The organism is Pseudomonas sp. LBUM1676, from assembly GCF_059695605.1.
In genome coordinates this window covers 5,250,775-5,266,917 of the sequence record NZ_CP166777.1, presented here as the reverse complement: position 1 = coordinate 5,266,917, position 16,143 = coordinate 5,250,775, and the positions used below count along the sequence as shown (strand labels likewise).

The following is a 16,143-nucleotide window of genomic DNA, read 5'->3' as shown; positions in this document are numbered from 1 at the left end:
TGGCGGTTGAGTAGGGAGGTTTCAATGTCAACTAAACTGAGGGGGCTGCTTGTGGAATAGACATGCCAAAGTCGGAATATGGGCATTCTTATCATTTTTTCCTACCTTGGACGTGATCAGAATCTAATGAGTAACAAATATTATTTTCTGCGTCAACCCGGGGCTTTTTAGGGAGGCGAGTCAGGGCGCAATACTCCGCGTCCCAGAGCTGTCGGGAAAAAGTTAAAAATTGTAATCAGTTGAGTATTCACCTTGCGCCATGTTCCCGGGAAGCGTCTGTGACTCGGTAGCTTGGCCATAATTTCTGCCAGATGGATGCGTTCGATTCCAAGTTAAATTTCATGGCTAGGATTTCTGAGTGTTCAAATTGCACCTGCCCAAGCCGGAATGTTTTACATCATTCCGAATGCAATCATTCGCAAAGGATCTGTAATGTTACATGATGTGTTTTTCGGGGTGGGGAATATGGCTCGCGCCCAGTACCGCCGGCAACAACCCGGCCCTTAAATCCCCGCCACTGGGCTGCTGATAAAGACTCAAGCCAAACTCCGGCAGCACCGCCAGCAGATAATCGAAAATATCCCCCTGGATCCGCTCGTAATCGGCCCACACCGTGGTGCGGGTGAAGCAGTAGATCTCCAGCGGAATCCCCTGCGCCGTGGTCTGCATCTGTCGAACCATGCAGGTCATGTTTGGCTGAATCTCCGGGTGGCTGTTCAAATACGCCAGTGCATAGGCGCGAAAAGTCCCGATATTGGTCATCCGTCGACGGTTGGCCGACATCGCCGCGACGTTGCCCTGGGCTTCGTTCCAGGCCTTGAGTTCGGCCTGCTTGCGGCTGATGTAATCGGTCAGCAGATGCACCTGGGACAGCTTCTGCTCTTCGTCGTCGCGGATGAAGCGCACTCCGCTGGCGTCGATGAACAGGCTGCGCTTGATCCGTCGTCCACCGGACTGCTGCATGCCGCGCCATTATAACCGGTAGAAATATATTACTATGTGGCGTCGACTCATCGCGTCGACCCCCTCAAAAAGTCCAAAAAGGCTTCAGAACCACCAAGGTTATATCGTAAGATTATAAAAAATTGACATACTATATACTATCTACTGGGTGTGCTTTTAGATGACATATGTCATGAAGATCAACACGCTCTATAAGAATGACAAGACGGGTAGAGAGCTAAAGCTCCCAGGATTGTTGACCCAGGACGGGCTTTTGATCTCACACCTACGTTACCTAGCCGATCATAAGCAAGGCGCCTCCTGGCGGGAACGGAGCGTGTATGCCATGCGCCAGCTGATCTTGTTCATTAACGCAAACGTAGGGCGCTACGAGAAGAACACAGAGCTCCTTGAGGCCTTTGCGAAAGCGCTGGAGTACGGGACGATTGATTTAAGTAGTTCTACCGACCCTCTTGGGCTTTACTGGACTTCTAGAAAGGCTGCAGACGCCAAAAACCTTCTATACCTCATCACGATGTATACGGATTGGTTGTCGAAGCAGGAAGGTCATGACCTAGCTCTAGCTAATCCCTTCCGAACTGCCACTAAGACAGAAGAAAGGTTGAACTGGTGCGCCTACTATCAGAAAGAAGAAAACGTATTCTTACGACATCTACACAGTGATGAAATAGCCGCTAACCGCCATAAACTGGTGAGGCAAATCAGGACGCATGACGTTCCGACTTCAAATCGACGTTCGTCCAAACGTTTCCCTGAGAGTGAGATTGACAATCTTTTGGAAAACGGATGGACGCGTAGATGCGGAGATCCGAACGCAACAAAGCATGATTTTATCGATTACAAGGGAAGGGCGCTTACGATACTTATGCATTATGGTGGTCTTAGGAAGTCAGAGCCTTTCCACTGGTTCCTTTCTGACTTGATCGTTGACAAAGATCACAATGAAGCAATTGTAAGGATCTATCATCCGGCTAATGGTCGGCCGCCTATGCACGAGGAAGACTTTACCAATCGTCGTGACTTGTTGGAAAGACGCTATTGTCGACTACCTCGTACAGAGTACGCTTTAACCGAGGCACTCTATGCAGGTTGGAAGTCGCCGGCATTAACGGACGGCTCGGATGGTTATATTTCTGTTGAATTCTTTCCGAGGGAGAAAGCGAAAGAGTTTTTATATAACTACATGATGTACATTAAATATCAACGTGTAAATCCTCCTCCAGAGCATGATCATCCATACGCTTTCACCAATACGGAGGGGCTGCCGGAGACAATCAATAATTTTAACCGGCAGCATCGAGCAGCAGTACATCGAATCGGTTTGCCACATATTAAGAGGCTAGGTACCACCGAACACGGTCATCGTCACGCATATGGATTCCGTCTGGCAGCAGCGGGAATGTCTGGCGTATACATTATGAAAGCAATGCACCATAAAAACCCTAACTCTCACAAAGTGTATACTGAACCAAGCGATGAGGATGTACGCGAAGAGTTTCGCCGGACTGAATTTTATTGAGCTAGGTGAATGTCTTGGAAATATATACTGAGACCACCTACCTGATTTCCTGCTCATTCGAATCTTAGCAGTGGTATGAAGCTTCAAGTCCTTATGACAATTGTCACTGGTTGCGACAGTCAAGTGCTAAGTTTTGCTTCATTGATCAAAAATCACCAGTTCAGGCGTTAAGCTTCGTGTCAATCGAAAAATATTAGTTTTTGACGCCTCATCAAAAAGGTCTGCTTGATAACATAACGTAGCCGGTCTTGCCTTCTAAATTCGCGCGTAGGAATTTAATTTTCATTCGGGGTTTAGGTGATCGAAAAATGTATTGTATTTCGCAAGATCATCTAGTAGTCACAGAGAGACGGGGTGTTTTTTGTTTATTTGGTCTTGATGAGGGTAAAGCCTTGACTATTGTTCAATGTTGGTGATTTTTAGTGCGGCGGTGTGAAGAAAGATTATTGTGAAAATCAATAAGATTAGGTTGAAATGAAATAAGGGAGCTGTAAGTATTTTCTCAAATTGAACCCGCGGAATTTTCTGCGAATGTTTCAGTGTGTGATAAATACCAAGGTGTTATACAGTGAGTTTTGAAGATAAAGCTGCGTCATCTGAAAGCGTTCAATCCTATTACGTCAGCTATGAAGACTGTCGTAAAGAAGTTTACCGCCTGGGTATTTTGAATAGTCGCCAGTATGATGTGCGAAGAGATGAAAGTCCCAAGCTGCCACCTAATCCGGCTGTGATCTATAAGGAATTTCAGGGTTGGAAAAACTTTTGCGAACAAAAAGAAGTTTATTCAACTATTGAAGAATGTAAAGTAGCAGCTCGTGCCTTAGGTATTGCTGGTCAAAGGGAGTACGTGAGGCGACGTCGGGAAGATCCTAAGCTTCCTCAAAATCCTGAGCAGATCTTTTTTTCTGAATTCAAAGGATGGGAAGAATTTCTCGGGTTTGGAGGCGCGCCCTATGAAAGTTATATTGAGGCCTCAAATGCGGCGGTACGACTAGGTTGTACTACTCGGGTGACCTATGGACAGTTGCGTAAACAAGATTCTCGTTTAATCGTTAGCCCGATGACGTATTACGCAAAAGATTGGAAAGGCTGGGATCATTTTCTACAACGCTTGAATGAGAAGGTGGTTTATGAGGGCGCCTTGGATTCTGTTCATGTCTTTAAAGATGTAAGGCCGTCGACAGGACGTCGCACCCGAACACCTAAAGCAAGAATTCGTCCCGGAATGGTATCCGTCGAATTCATGAGCTATGAAGACGCAAAGAGATTGGTTGTTGAAAGTGAAATTAAATTTCAGCGTGACTACAAATTATTAATCAAAAAGTTTCCAAGGTTGCCGCCTGATCCTGCAACTTTCTATGGGGATGCTTTTGATAGCTGGAATGAATTCCTAGATGTGCCAGCACTGTATGACAGCTTTATAGACTGCCGAAATGCTGCACATAGGCTGGGGATCAAAGGAAACAGGGATTATACCCTTCGTAGGCGAGAAGACCCAAGGCTACCTGCAGATCCGAGAATGTTCAGTGAGTTTCTAGGGTGGGAGCATTTCCTTGGGGTTGGTGATATTCCCTATGAAACTTATCTAGAAGCCTCGGACGCAGTCCAGCGCTTAAAGATAACGAGTCGAGACCTCTATATGAGGCGCCGAAAAGAGGACTTAAAGCTCGTACCAAGTCCGGCCAGACAATATCCCGCAGATTGGAAAGGGTGGCCGGAGTTCGTCAATTCACCTGTTCTACGCAAGCCGAAGAATATTGATCAGCTAAAAAAATATTATCCAACATACGAGGAGTTTCAAACAGCTGTTGGTAAGTTTGGCTTCAAGACTCAGTCTGATTACCGCTCGCGATATATAGAGGATCCACGTCTTCCTAAGTATCCGGAAAATGTCTATGCGGACAATTGGCTAGGTTGGGGGCAAGCCATGTTAGGGCGATTGGCTGTGGTTCCTCTAACATGGCAAGCCACTAAGAAAATACTTTTACAGTATAGGATTTATAGCGCTACAGATTATCTTGCTAGATACAAGCTGGATAGCAGGTTGCCGTCTGACCCTGCTGGAAAATATAGAGATTTTCCTGGCTGGAAGTTGTTCCTGCTACCTGAAGAGTACAGTTGTCTTGATGATGTAAAGGTGGCTGCGAAGATTCTTAGGCTTAAAGGTCAAAAGGATTACGAGTCTGCTTGCGAGACCTACGCCGTACTGCCAAAGCAGCCTGAAACTATCTTTGCTGTGGAGTGGAGGGGCTGGTTTGATCTGCTCGGTCAGATCACCCCGTACACTTACGAGGAAGTACAGCAGATCTTTCAAGCAAGAGGCTGTAAGACAATGGAGGATGTTGCTAGGGTTTCGAAAGAACTGAAGGATCCACGAATTCCTAATAGTCTCGAGAATGTATATGGCGAATGGTCAAATGTTTACGACTTCTTGAGTACCGAGTTACCGTATAGGTTAGAGTATGTAACACGAGCGGGCGCTGGTTGGGTCGATGATGTCCAGCTTTTCCTTGAGAAGAATAGGGTGAAAGGACAGTATGAACAAGCAATTTGTAAGTTTATAAGACATTTTGTCGAGCCCAATGGCTATGGCAATAGTGTTTTTGATTTTTTGCTGTTAGGTAAAGTTAACATTTCTACATATGAGGAGTTTTTGAAGAGCCAGGCTAGTCCCCACGTTGGGCGCCAAATATGGAGTTCCGTGCACCAGTATCTCGAGGATGCGCTTAAAAGGCACTTCACTGAAGAAGATGAAGATGGAAAAATCTATCGTGTGCCTGGTGCATCTAATCCCCTAGCGGCGGTCGAATTTGCTGGGTACAAAAATAAACTTTCGGAAAGCAATAAGCCGGTACTTGCTTACCAATACGTAGATAGCGTAAAAAAATGGATTGCACCAGTTGAGGCAAAAAATTTTAGTGACTTACAGGCTCTTCATGGGTTTGACGCGGATTACTATCCTGTCGATGAATCAAAAATTGATTTTAACGACCCTAACTGTGTTTATCGTTACGTAGGTGGTCAGTATTACCTCTGGTACCCAGGGCATTGGATGGCTCTGTACGCATTAGTGTCAGTGCCTGCTCGAGGTAGGCAGATCATGTATAACGACTCAGGCGAGGCTGATGAGTTTATTGTAGAGTTGGTAGATGGGAGTGTAACGTGGGTAAGTAATACTAGCCCGCTTGCAACTCCCAACAAGCAAGAGGGTTTTGTTACACACTCTTTCGATGGTAATTGGGGTATGCATTTCACTTCTAATAAGACCAGTTACGAAGGAGCTGGATATGATGTTGCATGGATTCCTCAGGATCTTATTTATTGGCTTACTGTATTTCGAGACTGGCAGAGAAAATACAATCCAATTTTTAAACTGACGCCATGGGTTGAATGCGCTAGAAGGTGCAATCTCGCGAAGGAATCTCTGAAGAAGAAAGGTGCAAATTGTTTTCTGTTTAGAGGGTTTGAAGAAGACCAACCTCCATCATTCAGTGGCCCCATGACAATTCGCCTTGCAGCAGCTATTTATCATATACAGCCTACAGATTATACGCTCGCAACATTCAGGGGAGACCCATCTGACGCGCAAAGTAGGGCGCGGTTATCACGTTACAAATCTGAATTTACGTCGCATAGCATGCGCGTAAGCTTGATTACAGCTTACATAATGAATTTCGGTATGGATCCGGCTGTAATCATGAAGATCGTTGGCCATGCCTCGATTGTCATGACGATTTATTACGTTAAGATTGGAAGTGCCAATATGCGTCAAGTGATGGCGGAAGGCGAGAAGCGCGCTCAATTGAATCAAGCAAAAGACGTTCAGCTTATGATTGAGCAGAAGCGCCTTGATGAACTAAAACCGATGCTGGTTTCCAACAATCGAGAAGCTCTGGATGCCTTGATGTCTGGACGAACTGGTACGCAGCTAATCCGAGACTACGGCATTTGTCCATATGCTGGTTCGCGTTGTGAGGATGGCGGCGAACATCACACAAAATCTTGGTTGCCAGTTCCTGCGGGTCACTTAGGCATGCAAAATTGTCCCCGCTGTCGTCACTTCGTAACCGGGCCAGTATTCCTCGGTGGGTTGACAGCACTGTGGAACGAAATCTCGCTCAACGTGAAACTACAGTGGGAACATTATGCCGATATGGATCGAAAACTGACGGGCTATCGAGAGAGCCTTCAGGATCTGGAAAACGAAGAGTTCGATACAGTGTCGAGCGGAAATGTTTTTGATAGCAAGGAGCGGATTCATATAGAGGTTGCCAAACGAAAACTTCAATCCGAAATGGAGGGAGTGGCTAAAAAGATGGACATGCACCTTTGTGATATGCAAGCGCTGACCAAGCTCATCAATGAGTCAAGAGTGGTCATAAACAAACAAGCGCTGCTGGACACTTCTCCGGGGCGAGATGAGGGACTGAAACTTATTGTAAGTGATAAAAGTGAGCTTCAGGTCGGTTTCGAAGACACTTCGTTGTTTCAACAGCTCAACGAGGTTTGCGTAAACGCTACCATATATGAGTCCGCCTCAGCGGTAATGGCTACACCTCGACGGTCACAGATGATTGATCGGATGACCATGTTAAATGGTATTCGCCCAGTCATGTTCAATCTTAATGAAAAAGAACAGCTTGTGTTGGGTAATCAGGTTACGGACTTCTTTTTCAGAAGATTGAAGAACTGGGAGCGCGTTGATCAGCTCATAAATGGCAACGTAATGCTGGAGGATTTGAGAGGAACTGAGCGGATCAGTCACGAGGAGTACTCCGAATTGCTTTCGTCTGGAACGCTCGGTGGCTTGGGTAAATCAAGCATTGCAGCGCTGGCTGCGACAATCTGATCGCTGTTGAGATCATCGCATTCCCAAGGCATGCTTTGATAGATTTGTGGCTCGTTACGGACTGAGATTAAATGACCCCAGAAGAGATGCTCGCTCATTTATGTAATAAGTCACCTAAGCAGACATCTTCATTAGAGGCGGTCTATGCGGTGTGCAAGGAGCAGGTGAAGGACGGTAACACCAACTTTTCGGTCGCTGCAATTGCGCGTTTTGGAGCCGATCGTGGCGTGCCGAAAGCACAGAGTATTAACAATGCGACTGGTGAGAACTACCGAGCTCTGATCAAGTGTTTTGCTAATTCTCAGGAAGCTCGGAAGCGGACTCCTAAACCGCGTAAGTCTGATGACTGGGCTGACGAAATCAAAGATCCAAGGTTGCGCCTACTGACCCAGCGCACTCTCGCGGAGCTAGCGGAGGCGCAGCGTACTATTAAGGAGTTCATACCGCCAGGCCTAGTGATTCGAGTCGATGATCGCAAGCACGCCGGCGATCTCGATTTCAAGCTGACTTCTATAGAGCGCAGGGCAATTGAGCACTTGCTTACGGACGACTTCCTACGGCAGTGGAATTTGGAGAGAGGTACACGGGGTGACATTCTTGATGCAAAGAATCAGGCCATTTTCAAACCAGGGACGATGCAAGCTCTAGAAAAGTTGCTGAAATACCTGTGACGTCGTCTCTTTGAGGTGCCCGCTTGATTGCGGGCATTGCAATGATCCGAGTCGTGCTCTCAATAAGATCAGATGAGTTCGTGTTCGCTCATTGGTACCTTCAGCGGGTTAAGCCTTCCAATGCCCATACACCGTAGACCTGGAAAGGCCGAGCTTTTCCATAACGTCTTTTCGGCTAAACCCTGCCTCCTTGAGCTCCCTAATAGCCTGAGCATTCCTGGAGCCTTCCGGCTTCCCTCGAGAGCGCTGCACAAGCGTGTCGTCAACGATCTGTGTTGCAAGAAGATCCAAACCTCCTTCTGATCGGAACCTTTCTAGCTCGACACGGGCTCGTTCCAAAGCCGCTTCGGGCGTCTCGCCGTTGCTCAGGGAGATGCTAATGGCTAGAAGGGCTACAGGGTCAAGCTTCAGAGGCGTAGATAGCTCGATCAATTTATCAACGGTGATGTTGATCTTCCCACGTTCAAGCGCACTGATGTTTGTGCGCGCGGTGATAGGCGCCAAGTCTTCGTATGCCAGCCCGCGCACCGACCGGACTACCCGGATCGTTGCGGCAATCTCTTTCTTGAGCGACATGATCGTCCCTAAAAAGCGAGGATAGGGCCACACTCGAAGTGTTTAGATAAACGTCGATTGGTGTTATTATTCTGGACGTCGCCGATTGAAAGCCTGGTGAGCTGCCGTTGCAGCTGCGTCCAGGCGTCCTTTGGGGCCTCGCATTGACCTAATAGAGTTCGAAGGATCGTAAACGTATTCCATGTATTGACGCGATCTAATCCCGCAAACGTAGGAATTTCTGTCGGTTATGGAAGCGGCGAGCTGATTGTTAAATGGGCATGGAAGCAAAATTCAAGCGGGTTGCCTCATGCGCGCACCACAGACGAGTATCAAAAATGTTTATCTCAGATGAGTCCTACTCATTTCGTTTTCCTGGGCTTTTTGGAAGCGGGCAATCGGCTTGGCGAATGCTTGAGCGGCAATCGATGGATCCTTGGTATCAAGTCGTACGCAGGGTCTGCGAAGGTTCGGGGCACCGCACTGAGAAATTGATATCGACTAGCGCCTCCGTCTTGGTCGAAGTTCTCGCGGATAGCAAAACCAGTTCGGTTGAGGTCGTACAGGTCATAACACCGCCCTGGATGAACGCCACTTCTTTGGATCGTATGGAGACTTTGATCGAGTTGACCGCTGGATACGACCATAGCGGCGAGTATGTGTTGCTTCACAAAGTCGAGGGTGGAGCGGTTTACAGCACGTCTACTGATGGTACGAGCGACACGAGTTTTCTCACGGAAGTGAAAACCATCTACTCAGACCCCAAGCGTAATGCATCGATGGTTCCGGAATATCCCACAGTACTGATGCCTAAAATTCCGGATTAGTCCGAGGCGAACATGCTATGAAGCTTCAAATCTATTCCGACCTGCACCTCGGTTTCGCTCGATTCGAGCCCGCCCGAAGCGATGCGGACGTTGTCATTCTCGCTGGTGACATTGATATCAAATCGCGTGGAGTCTCATGGGCAAACGACACATTCCAGTGCCCGGTGATTTACGTCTGTGGAAATCATGAGTTTTACGGTGGTCACATCGATCACACGCTCCGAAAAATGAAGGACGCCGCAGCGCCACATGTCCACGTCCTCGAAAACGAAGTGTTGATCCTAGATCAAACCCGGTTTTTGGTTACCACGTCTTGGACGGATTTCTCTTCGACTGGGGATGTCGTTGCAGCGAAACGCATCGCATGGGAATGGATGAACGATTTCACCGTGATCAGAATTGATACAAATTTCCGACGCTTGCGTCCAGAAGACGTGATCGCTAAATCAAACGCGGCACATACCTGGCTTTCTGAGGAACTGGACAAGCCCTTCGACGGTAAAACTGTTGTAGTCACACACCATGCACCGACGCTGGATCACGTGGGCGATGATCTTCCCACACACCTTGTCGCTGCCTATGCAAACGATTGGCCGGAGCTCGTAGGTAAGGCCGATCTTTGGGTATACGGGCATACCCACGTCTCAGCGGATTTCCTCAAGAATGGGTGCCGTGTGATTTCCAATCCGCGCGGCTATCCGAATCAACAAACCGGTTTCAATCCGGATTTTCTGATCGAGATTTGATGACTAGCCGTTCACCAACGAACCTCAGCGAACTGAATTTTGCTACTGACGAATTCGAGAAAATTACATGGTTACGTTAGAAGAAATCTCCCAGCTCCTTTACGGCGCAGGCGAGGAGGTGGCTGGCTGGCAGGGCACCCAAGACGAGCTGATTGCATTGGCAGCAAAGACATTCCCAGGCAAAGCATTCTGCGTGGTGAAGCAGTGGATCCTGATCGACCTTACGGTTAACTCTGATGAGAAAGAAAAGCTAAGCGGGCTTGGTCTACTTCCCGCGACGCTTTTCGCTCACGAAATCGTCCTAGACAGCAAAGGACGCTTCCAGCCTCGAATGTGGGTTCGCAGCAATTTCGGTGTGTCTTTCACTGACAGCTGCATGTTTGAAACCAACAAAACTGTCTATCTCCTCCTCGGGCCCGGACTGAGAAAAGAGGCGAGCATTGGCGCTGCTTTTTCAATGAAGGCAGGGTGAGCGATGCTTGCCGACGGTTTATTCATGGTCGTTTTGGAGCTTGAGTTAGATGCCTGAAGTCATTGAGCTGGAATTTCATAGTAAAGATGTCAGCGAATTTCAGCTGCGCCGTTTGGTGCGAGCAAGCCTTCGCAAATACACGGTGCCTGTCACGGCATTCATCAGCGACGCTTTCATTGCAGATGACACATGCGTCGGGGTGTCATTCGATCACTCTGAGAAGGATGATGCCTACCACAGAGCTGATGGTTCAATTCTTCACACGGGTAAAATTCAGTCGGCGAGGAAAGAAGGGCGATTTTGGTTACTCGAGACTCAAGAAGGTAATTACGTCATCGCTAGCTTCAGGCGAGACCTCGGCAGAGCTAGCTTTTTGAAGCTTCTCCAGTCCGCCGATAGATTCTAATCGATAGTATGACAGCCATCATTTGATCACCTGGTAGGGCCGTGGCATATGGCAGATGAACGATGGTCAGTCGTTAGGGCAATAACCCATTTTGACGAGTTGCTCGACCAGGTAATCACGACTCGTAAACCAGTTTTCGTTGATGGAGAACGCGGGACTGCGGTGTTCATTTCAATGGAGGAATGGGAGTCGATTCAGGACAAGCTCATTGCTCGAGCCCCGTCTAACCTATGAAAAAACGCTTGCTATCCCTCTGACGGTTTCAACCAGCAGCGCTCCGAGTTACCCCTGCGGAGCGCTTCAAACTGACGCTATCGTGTAACGCTGGTTTTACCATCGGACGGCTCACAGCTGGCCTTGGCTTAGTGACGGTACTGGTTAAGGAGTTTCTGCAAAAACTCACGCCGCCGTTGGACAATACTCAAAATGAGATAGTCGCGCTCGGTGTCCCTCGTCGATAAATGCCGCGCGTCCACCAATCCGTGAATGTAGCCCTCGGCCTTACCTCTTGCTTCGAGCAATGCATCGATGGACGTGCTTTTGTAGATGTCTTCAGCGATGAGCTGCCACCGCTTCATTTGACGCCGTCCGACAGGGTCGTCCGAAAATTTTAGTGCATTGATCAGTGTGTTGAAATCGTTGGGTACGGTGGCAGGCTGATACCCCTTGTCGAGTTTGATGGGTTTCCGTTTGACCGCAAACCCCGTTCGGCGGTTTACTGTACGAACATACAGTATTCCGGCGATTTGTATTATGGTCACCATCCTAGGCGCACTTTCCAGTAGCGGCGTTAAGCTTCCGTTTTATTCCTACCGCGTTCCCGCAGGTTTTCCGTCACCTGCGGCAGACCATCTTGAACAAAAGGTCTCTTTGGACGAACTCCTCGATCTGCGGGCTCCCCATATGTACCTCGTGCGTATCGAAGGCGACAGCATGATCGGTGCCGGTATTTTTCCGGGAGACCTGGCGATTGTGGACAGATCCATGGAAGTGGAGTCCGGGCATATCGTCATTGCGGCAGTAGATTGCGAGCCCGTCTGTAAGCGGTTGATCAAGGAGTGCGGGCAGATCATTCTGAAATCTGAGAACCCGAAATATCCTTCGCGGTACATGATGGATGGAGAAGAGCTGTTGGTCTGGGGCGTCGTGATGTATAGCGTGCGCAGCCATGAAAAAGCCTGAGCCAGCGTTCGCCCTAATCGACTGCAACAGCTTCTATGCCTCCTGTGAACGTGTGTTCAGACCTGATTTGCGCAACACGCCAATCGTCGTGCTTAGCAACAACGACGGGTGTGTGATTGCCCGTAGCTATGACGCCAAGCCATACGTGAAAATGGGTGAGCCGTACTTCCAGATCAAGCACAAGCTCAAGCAGCACGGCATCGTCGCGTTCTCGTCGAACTATGCGTTATATGGCGACATGAGCCAGCGCGTGATGAGCGTGATCGAATCCCTCGTGCCCGCCGTTGAGGTCTACAGTATTGATGAAGCCTTCGCGGATTTGGCTGGTGTGCCTGGTGATCTTGAAGCGCTTGGACGGCGGATTCGTGCCCAGGTTTATCGCAGCACCGGCATCCCAGTAGGTGTTGGTATCGCCGGCACGAAAACGCTGAGCAAACTCGCAAACCATTCGGCCAAAAAATGGCAGGCGCAGACCGGAGGCGTCGTTGATCTTCGTGACAAAACCAAGCGTGACTGGGTGCTGAAGAAATGCTCGGTTTCGGACGTTTGGGGAGTGGGTCGGAAGATGACGCTTCACCTGGAAGGCATGGGTATCAAGTCAGCTTGGGATCTCTCCCACGCAGATGCTTGGATGCTCCGAAAGAAATTTAGCGTGGTGATCGAGAAAACAGCTCGTGAGCTAGCCGGTACTCCTTGCCTTGAACTCGATGAGCCTGATCCACCTAAGCAGGAAATTTGTTGCAGCCGGATGTTCGGAAAGCGGTTGTCCGAAATTGCCCCGATCAAAGAAGCTGTAGCGACCTACATGCAGCGTGCTACCGAGAAACTACGGGCGCAGAAATCGCTGTGTAAGAAAGTCCGGGTGAGCATTCGCACCGGGATGTTTAACCCTGAGGAAGCGAAATATGCCAATGGCGTGCTCGTGGAACTGCCTTATCCGACTGACGATGTGCGATTGATGACTAAGGCTGCCGTAGAAGCGGTTGATAGGATCTTTCGACCAGGCTTTAAATACAGCAAGGCTGAGGTTCTCCTTGTAAGCCTCTGTCAGAAGGGTGAATACACCGATGACCTTTTCTCTATTTCTCAACCCGAAACTACCGAGAAGGTGATGACCGTTTTGGACGCAATTAATGCCAGGTGGGGTAGGGGGACGTTACGTGTTGCTAGCGTCCCCACAGATCCTGATTGGGGCATGCGCAGAGAGATGATGAGTCAGAGTTTCACTACGCGTGCTGATCAGCTTTGGACGGTGTACTGCAAGTGAGGCGACGGTTGCCAATCTCAGGGACGTTCGAAAGTCAGCAAAACAAATTATCCCAAATTATGGCTCAGCAATAATTATTGCTGAGCCATAATTTCGGCTTTCAACGCTTCTGTCTAGATTCCTGAGAGCATGCCGTCATCGAAACAGGTGGAAACACCCGCAGTTGCTGCGACGTCGAACAGCAGATAAGGTTGGGCCATGAATGATCCTCTTATCCCCATCATTACAAACAGCAATCAGATCACGCCCGCGTCCGCGCGTATTGACTCGTCGGAAGCTCATCTCTGCATGTCACAGGTTCTCGAATTATTGGCGGCTGACATGAGCGCGTACCCGGAGCGTACGCTGCCCGTGGAGATGCGCCTGGTCGCTCGCGTCTACACACTAGTCGGTCAGGTTGACGTTGACCTCGATGCGCCGCTCCTGGCGTAAAACGACTAAATCAGACGGAGCGAGCTGATGCTCGCCGGTAAAATTCGCCCTGACCTTTTCCCGAGATCTGCGCGTGCGACTTGGAATTATTCCAACCGTCCGTGCCCTCGCTCAGAATAAAAAGACATAATTCCTAAGCAGAATTCCTTGCCGTGTATGAGTACCGCCACCAATTATCCGATTTAGCCATCAAGCTTTAAGCAGCCCGTTGCGTCACCGCGTCCTTGAGCTATGGTGAGTTCTCTAGCATATGAGACTGAAGTCGTAGGAGGGCGGGGCATGCGAATTCGCGGGGATGTGTTTTGGCAGTGGGCTGATCCTACGGTTCACCATCGCACACACGACGAGACGTTGGACGACGGCACGTTCATCGATGTGCAGGTGAGGCTATCGCCCACGGGAAACACGCAGATGTTCATCGGGGTGTATGCGGCAAGCGGGATGGCTCTTCATGAAGAGGCCTTTGATTCCCGGCCAGGCGAATCGATGACCCGCGCTTTGGCATGGGGTGTGGGGTGTGCAAGGCGAATCGCGGTCGGTCTCACACCTAATGAAAAGAATGTGGCCTAAGCCTCGCTGCAGTTCGATAACGGCGGTGGTCGAGTGATGCACCGAGCGATAACGCTCGGTACTGTTTACATCCCAAACCAACCGGATAGGTTTGGCGCACAGCCACGGGGTCTTTAGCGTTGAAATGCTTAATGCATAGTTCCTTAAACGGGTGCTCCAGCGGTTAAACCAGCCGAGTGGAGACGCCACCGACGGAAAGACCTCATTTAGGCTTGGTGGCAGTTTTTTCAGCTCATCATTTCCGATTGGCAGCCGTTACAGTTTCGGTGAGCGCTTCGGCGTCGCAATGCCCTAAATTTAGACAAAGGAAGTAGTACGTGGAACCGTATCTCTCTCTTGCCCTAATCGTTTTGGCCGCAACGCTTGGTGGCTGCACAGCTACCAAGTCCACGAACGATACGTCTCTGGTTCATGGTAGGCTTACGGGAGGCAAGCGGTAAATGCCAGTTCCTGTCTTGGAATACCAATTTCAAGCCAGACGGAAAATTCTCTGTCACTTTCTTTCGAGACGCCCAGCAAACTCAAAAAATTCAGACCGAACATGGGACGTGGACTGCTGCCAACGGCAGGAATTCCCTGAAAACCGGAGGCGTACCTTTGCCAGATGTTTACACTTATAAATTCATCGATGCCGACACCGTCCGTTACACCAATATCGAGTCAGACCCGTCCGGTGATTGCCAAGAAGACTATGCTTTTACGAAGCGCCGTATTCGTGGCTAAGGTTGTCAGCTGCAAGCGTGCAGTCAGTCAAACGTCTATCCGGTGACAAACCCAGATAGTTCCACAGCGTTGGTTACGAGGTCGATGACGCTGGGAATCTGCTCGCACATCTGAGCCAGCGCATTGGCTTGGTAGCATGGACAGGCCTGTTCTTAGTATTTTACACCGCAAATTGGCAGCACTACCTTGCACAAAGTCAACCCGAATAGGCAATTGGCAGTGTGAGCTGGATCATAACCTAAACGTGAATTTTTAAATGGTTAAACCCGGAATCAAAGTGTTCTTTTGATGTATTGTTTGATTAACAACTACATAGAGGCCTCCATGTCCAAGCTCGCAGAATTTCGCCAACTCGAAAAACACCTCGCCGAACAGCTCCAAGCCCTCGAAACCCTCAAAGGCGATGCTGGCCTGAAGCAGGAAATCGAATTTGAAACCAAGCTTCGCGCCTTGCTTGCCAAGTATGGTTACAGCTTGAGAGACATCGTGAATCTGCTTGATCCACAGGCCGGTCGTCGTGCTCCAGATGCCCATTCGCAATCGGGCACGCGCAAGCCTCGTCAGGTAAAGGTCTACAAAAATCCTGAGTCCGGCGAAGTCGTTGAGACGAAGGGCGGCAACCACAAAATTCTGAAAGAGTGGAAAGCAAAATACGGTTCTGACACGGTGGAGTTGTGGCTAGCCGAGTGATTGGATTTGAGTACGAAATAAGGGCCCTTTTGAGGCCCTTTTTTCCATGGAAAATTTGCTTTGAACCGAATCTGACCTCCTCATTGTAGGTGGCCAATATTTGTGTCCGCTCGGTTAGGCTTTCCTGAGTTCGTTGTACGAGCCCGATGGAAGCGTGCTGGCCGAAGTTTAGATTTCGCAATCCATAAAGCTTTCTGAAGGATTGCTTTATCGACAGCTGCGCATTATCGACACAATTTTTGATAAACCTCATATTGGAGCTTTTTTTTGG

At 49.0% G+C, this 16,143-nt stretch carries 14 protein-coding genes and 1 pseudogene; 12 read left to right on the top strand and 3 right to left on the bottom strand.

Translation table 11 applies throughout. The features are described from left to right. Nucleotides 1–435: 435 nt before the first annotated feature. Nucleotides 436–972: pseudogene (locus ACA041_RS24300) on the bottom strand (mechanosensitive ion channel family protein); the annotation flags it as partial. Between the two features lie 151 nt (nt 973–1,123). Here ACA041_RS24300 and gmtY point away from each other — a divergent pair. From gmtY to gmtX, 3 genes are all read left to right on the top strand, one after another. Next, nucleotides 1,124–2,482 carry a gamma-mobile-trio recombinase GmtY gene (gene gmtY, locus ACA041_RS24295; RefSeq protein ID WP_497438110.1) on the top strand — a complete coding sequence of 453 codons (1,359 nt, stop codon included), beginning with the start codon at nt 1,124–1,126 and terminating at the stop codon, nt 2,480–2,482. A 568-nt stretch (nt 2,483–3,050) separates the two neighbouring features. Continuing rightward, nucleotides 3,051–7,331, top strand: coding sequence for a gamma-mobile-trio integrase GmtZ (gene gmtZ / locus ACA041_RS24290; RefSeq protein ID WP_497438108.1), 4,281 nt, complete (start codon nt 3,051–3,053; stop codon nt 7,329–7,331). A gap of 71 nt (nt 7,332–7,402) precedes the next feature. Further along, nucleotides 7,403–8,002, top strand: a complete 600-nt coding sequence (gmtX, locus tag ACA041_RS24285) for a gamma-mobile-trio protein GmtX (RefSeq protein ID WP_497438106.1) — start codon at nt 7,403–7,405, stop codon at nt 8,000–8,002. A 108-nt stretch (nt 8,003–8,110) separates the two neighbouring features. Here gmtX and ACA041_RS24280 read toward each other — a convergent pair whose 3' ends face one another. Then, nucleotides 8,111–8,578 carry a helix-turn-helix domain-containing protein gene (locus ACA041_RS24280; RefSeq protein WP_497438104.1) on the bottom strand — a complete coding sequence of 156 codons (468 nt, stop codon included), beginning with the start codon at nt 8,576–8,578 and terminating at the stop codon, nt 8,111–8,113. A 317-nt stretch (nt 8,579–8,895) separates the two neighbouring features. Here ACA041_RS24280 and ACA041_RS24275 point away from each other — a divergent pair, with 317 nt between their 5' ends. From ACA041_RS24275 to ACA041_RS24260, 4 genes are all read left to right on the top strand, one after another. Beyond that, nucleotides 8,896–9,384 (top strand): hypothetical protein, encoded by a 489-nt coding sequence (locus ACA041_RS24275; protein ID WP_497438102.1) that lies wholly within the window; start codon nt 8,896–8,898, stop codon nt 9,382–9,384. 17 nt (nt 9,385–9,401) lie between these two features. Further along, nucleotides 9,402–10,130, top strand: a complete 729-nt coding sequence (locus tag ACA041_RS24270; RefSeq protein WP_497438099.1) for a metallophosphoesterase family protein — start codon at nt 9,402–9,404, stop codon at nt 10,128–10,130. 67 nt (nt 10,131–10,197) lie between these two features. Continuing rightward, nucleotides 10,198–10,602, top strand: a complete 405-nt coding sequence (locus ACA041_RS24265) for a DUF6957 family protein (protein WP_497438094.1) — start codon at nt 10,198–10,200, stop codon at nt 10,600–10,602. 49 nt (nt 10,603–10,651) lie between these two features. Next, entirely contained in the window at nt 10,652–11,008 is a 357-nt protein-coding gene (locus ACA041_RS24260) for a hypothetical protein (protein ID WP_497438090.1), read from the top strand. A gap of 362 nt (nt 11,009–11,370) precedes the next feature. On the opposite strand, the gene ACA041_RS24255 is transcribed toward ACA041_RS24260, so the two are convergent. Beyond that, nucleotides 11,371–11,772 (bottom strand): hypothetical protein, encoded by a 402-nt coding sequence (locus ACA041_RS24255; RefSeq protein ID WP_497438087.1) that lies wholly within the window; start codon nt 11,770–11,772, stop codon nt 11,371–11,373. Here ACA041_RS24255 and ACA041_RS24250 point away from each other — a divergent pair. From ACA041_RS24250 to ACA041_RS24230, 5 genes are all read left to right on the top strand, one after another. Further along, nucleotides 11,762–12,190: a LexA family protein gene (locus tag ACA041_RS24250; protein ID WP_497438085.1), complete on the top strand. Its 429-nt coding sequence runs from the start codon at nt 11,762–11,764 to the stop codon at nt 12,188–12,190. The two genes, ACA041_RS24255 and ACA041_RS24250, sit on opposite strands and share 11 nt — an antisense overlap. Beyond that, entirely contained in the window at nt 12,177–13,457 is a 1,281-nt protein-coding gene (gene umuC / locus ACA041_RS24245) for a translesion error-prone DNA polymerase V subunit UmuC (protein ID WP_497438081.1), read from the top strand. The genes ACA041_RS24250 and umuC overlap by 14 nt, the downstream gene beginning before the upstream one ends. Nucleotides 13,458–13,655: 198 nt before the next feature. Continuing rightward, a complete protein-coding gene (locus ACA041_RS24240; protein ID WP_497438076.1) occupies nt 13,656–13,889 on the top strand; it encodes a type II toxin-antitoxin system PrlF family antitoxin in 234 nt (77 codons plus the stop codon). A gap of 279 nt (nt 13,890–14,168) precedes the next feature. Then, nucleotides 14,169–14,459: a hypothetical protein gene (locus ACA041_RS24235; protein WP_497438070.1), complete on the top strand. Its 291-nt coding sequence runs from the start codon at nt 14,169–14,171 to the stop codon at nt 14,457–14,459. Between the two features lie 1,047 nt (nt 14,460–15,506). After that, nucleotides 15,507–15,872 carry a histone-like nucleoid-structuring protein, MvaT/MvaU family gene (locus ACA041_RS24230; protein ID WP_497438065.1) on the top strand — a complete coding sequence of 122 codons (366 nt, stop codon included), beginning with the start codon at nt 15,507–15,509 and terminating at the stop codon, nt 15,870–15,872. Nucleotides 15,873–16,143 lie beyond the last annotated feature (271 nt).

Bases quoted from the DNA above. Each gene is read 5' to 3' on its own strand.
- gmtY (WP_497438110.1), top strand. From the start codon at position 1,124: ATGACATATGTCATGAAGATCAACACGCTCTATAAGAATGACAAGACG.
- gmtX (WP_497438106.1), top strand. From the start codon at position 7,403: ATGACCCCAGAAGAGATGCTCGCTCATTTATGTAATAAGTCACCTAAG.
- ACA041_RS24280 (WP_497438104.1), bottom strand. From the start codon at position 8,578: ATGTCGCTCAAGAAAGAGATTGCCGCAACGATCCGGGTAGTCCGGTCG.
- ACA041_RS24275 (WP_497438102.1), top strand. From the start codon at position 8,896: ATGTTTATCTCAGATGAGTCCTACTCATTTCGTTTTCCTGGGCTTTTT.
- ACA041_RS24270 (WP_497438099.1), top strand. From the start codon at position 9,402: ATGAAGCTTCAAATCTATTCCGACCTGCACCTCGGTTTCGCTCGATTC.
- ACA041_RS24265 (WP_497438094.1), top strand. From the start codon at position 10,198: ATGGTTACGTTAGAAGAAATCTCCCAGCTCCTTTACGGCGCAGGCGAG.
- ACA041_RS24260 (WP_497438090.1), top strand. From the start codon at position 10,652: ATGCCTGAAGTCATTGAGCTGGAATTTCATAGTAAAGATGTCAGCGAA.
- ACA041_RS24250 (WP_497438085.1), top strand. From the start codon at position 11,762: ATGGTCACCATCCTAGGCGCACTTTCCAGTAGCGGCGTTAAGCTTCCG.
- ACA041_RS24255 (WP_497438087.1), bottom strand. From the start codon at position 11,772: ATGGTGACCATAATACAAATCGCCGGAATACTGTATGTTCGTACAGTA.
- umuC (WP_497438081.1), top strand. From the start codon at position 12,177: ATGAAAAAGCCTGAGCCAGCGTTCGCCCTAATCGACTGCAACAGCTTC.
- ACA041_RS24240 (WP_497438076.1), top strand. From the start codon at position 13,656: ATGAATGATCCTCTTATCCCCATCATTACAAACAGCAATCAGATCACG.
- ACA041_RS24235 (WP_497438070.1), top strand. From the start codon at position 14,169: ATGCGAATTCGCGGGGATGTGTTTTGGCAGTGGGCTGATCCTACGGTT.
- ACA041_RS24230 (WP_497438065.1), top strand. From the start codon at position 15,507: ATGTCCAAGCTCGCAGAATTTCGCCAACTCGAAAAACACCTCGCCGAA.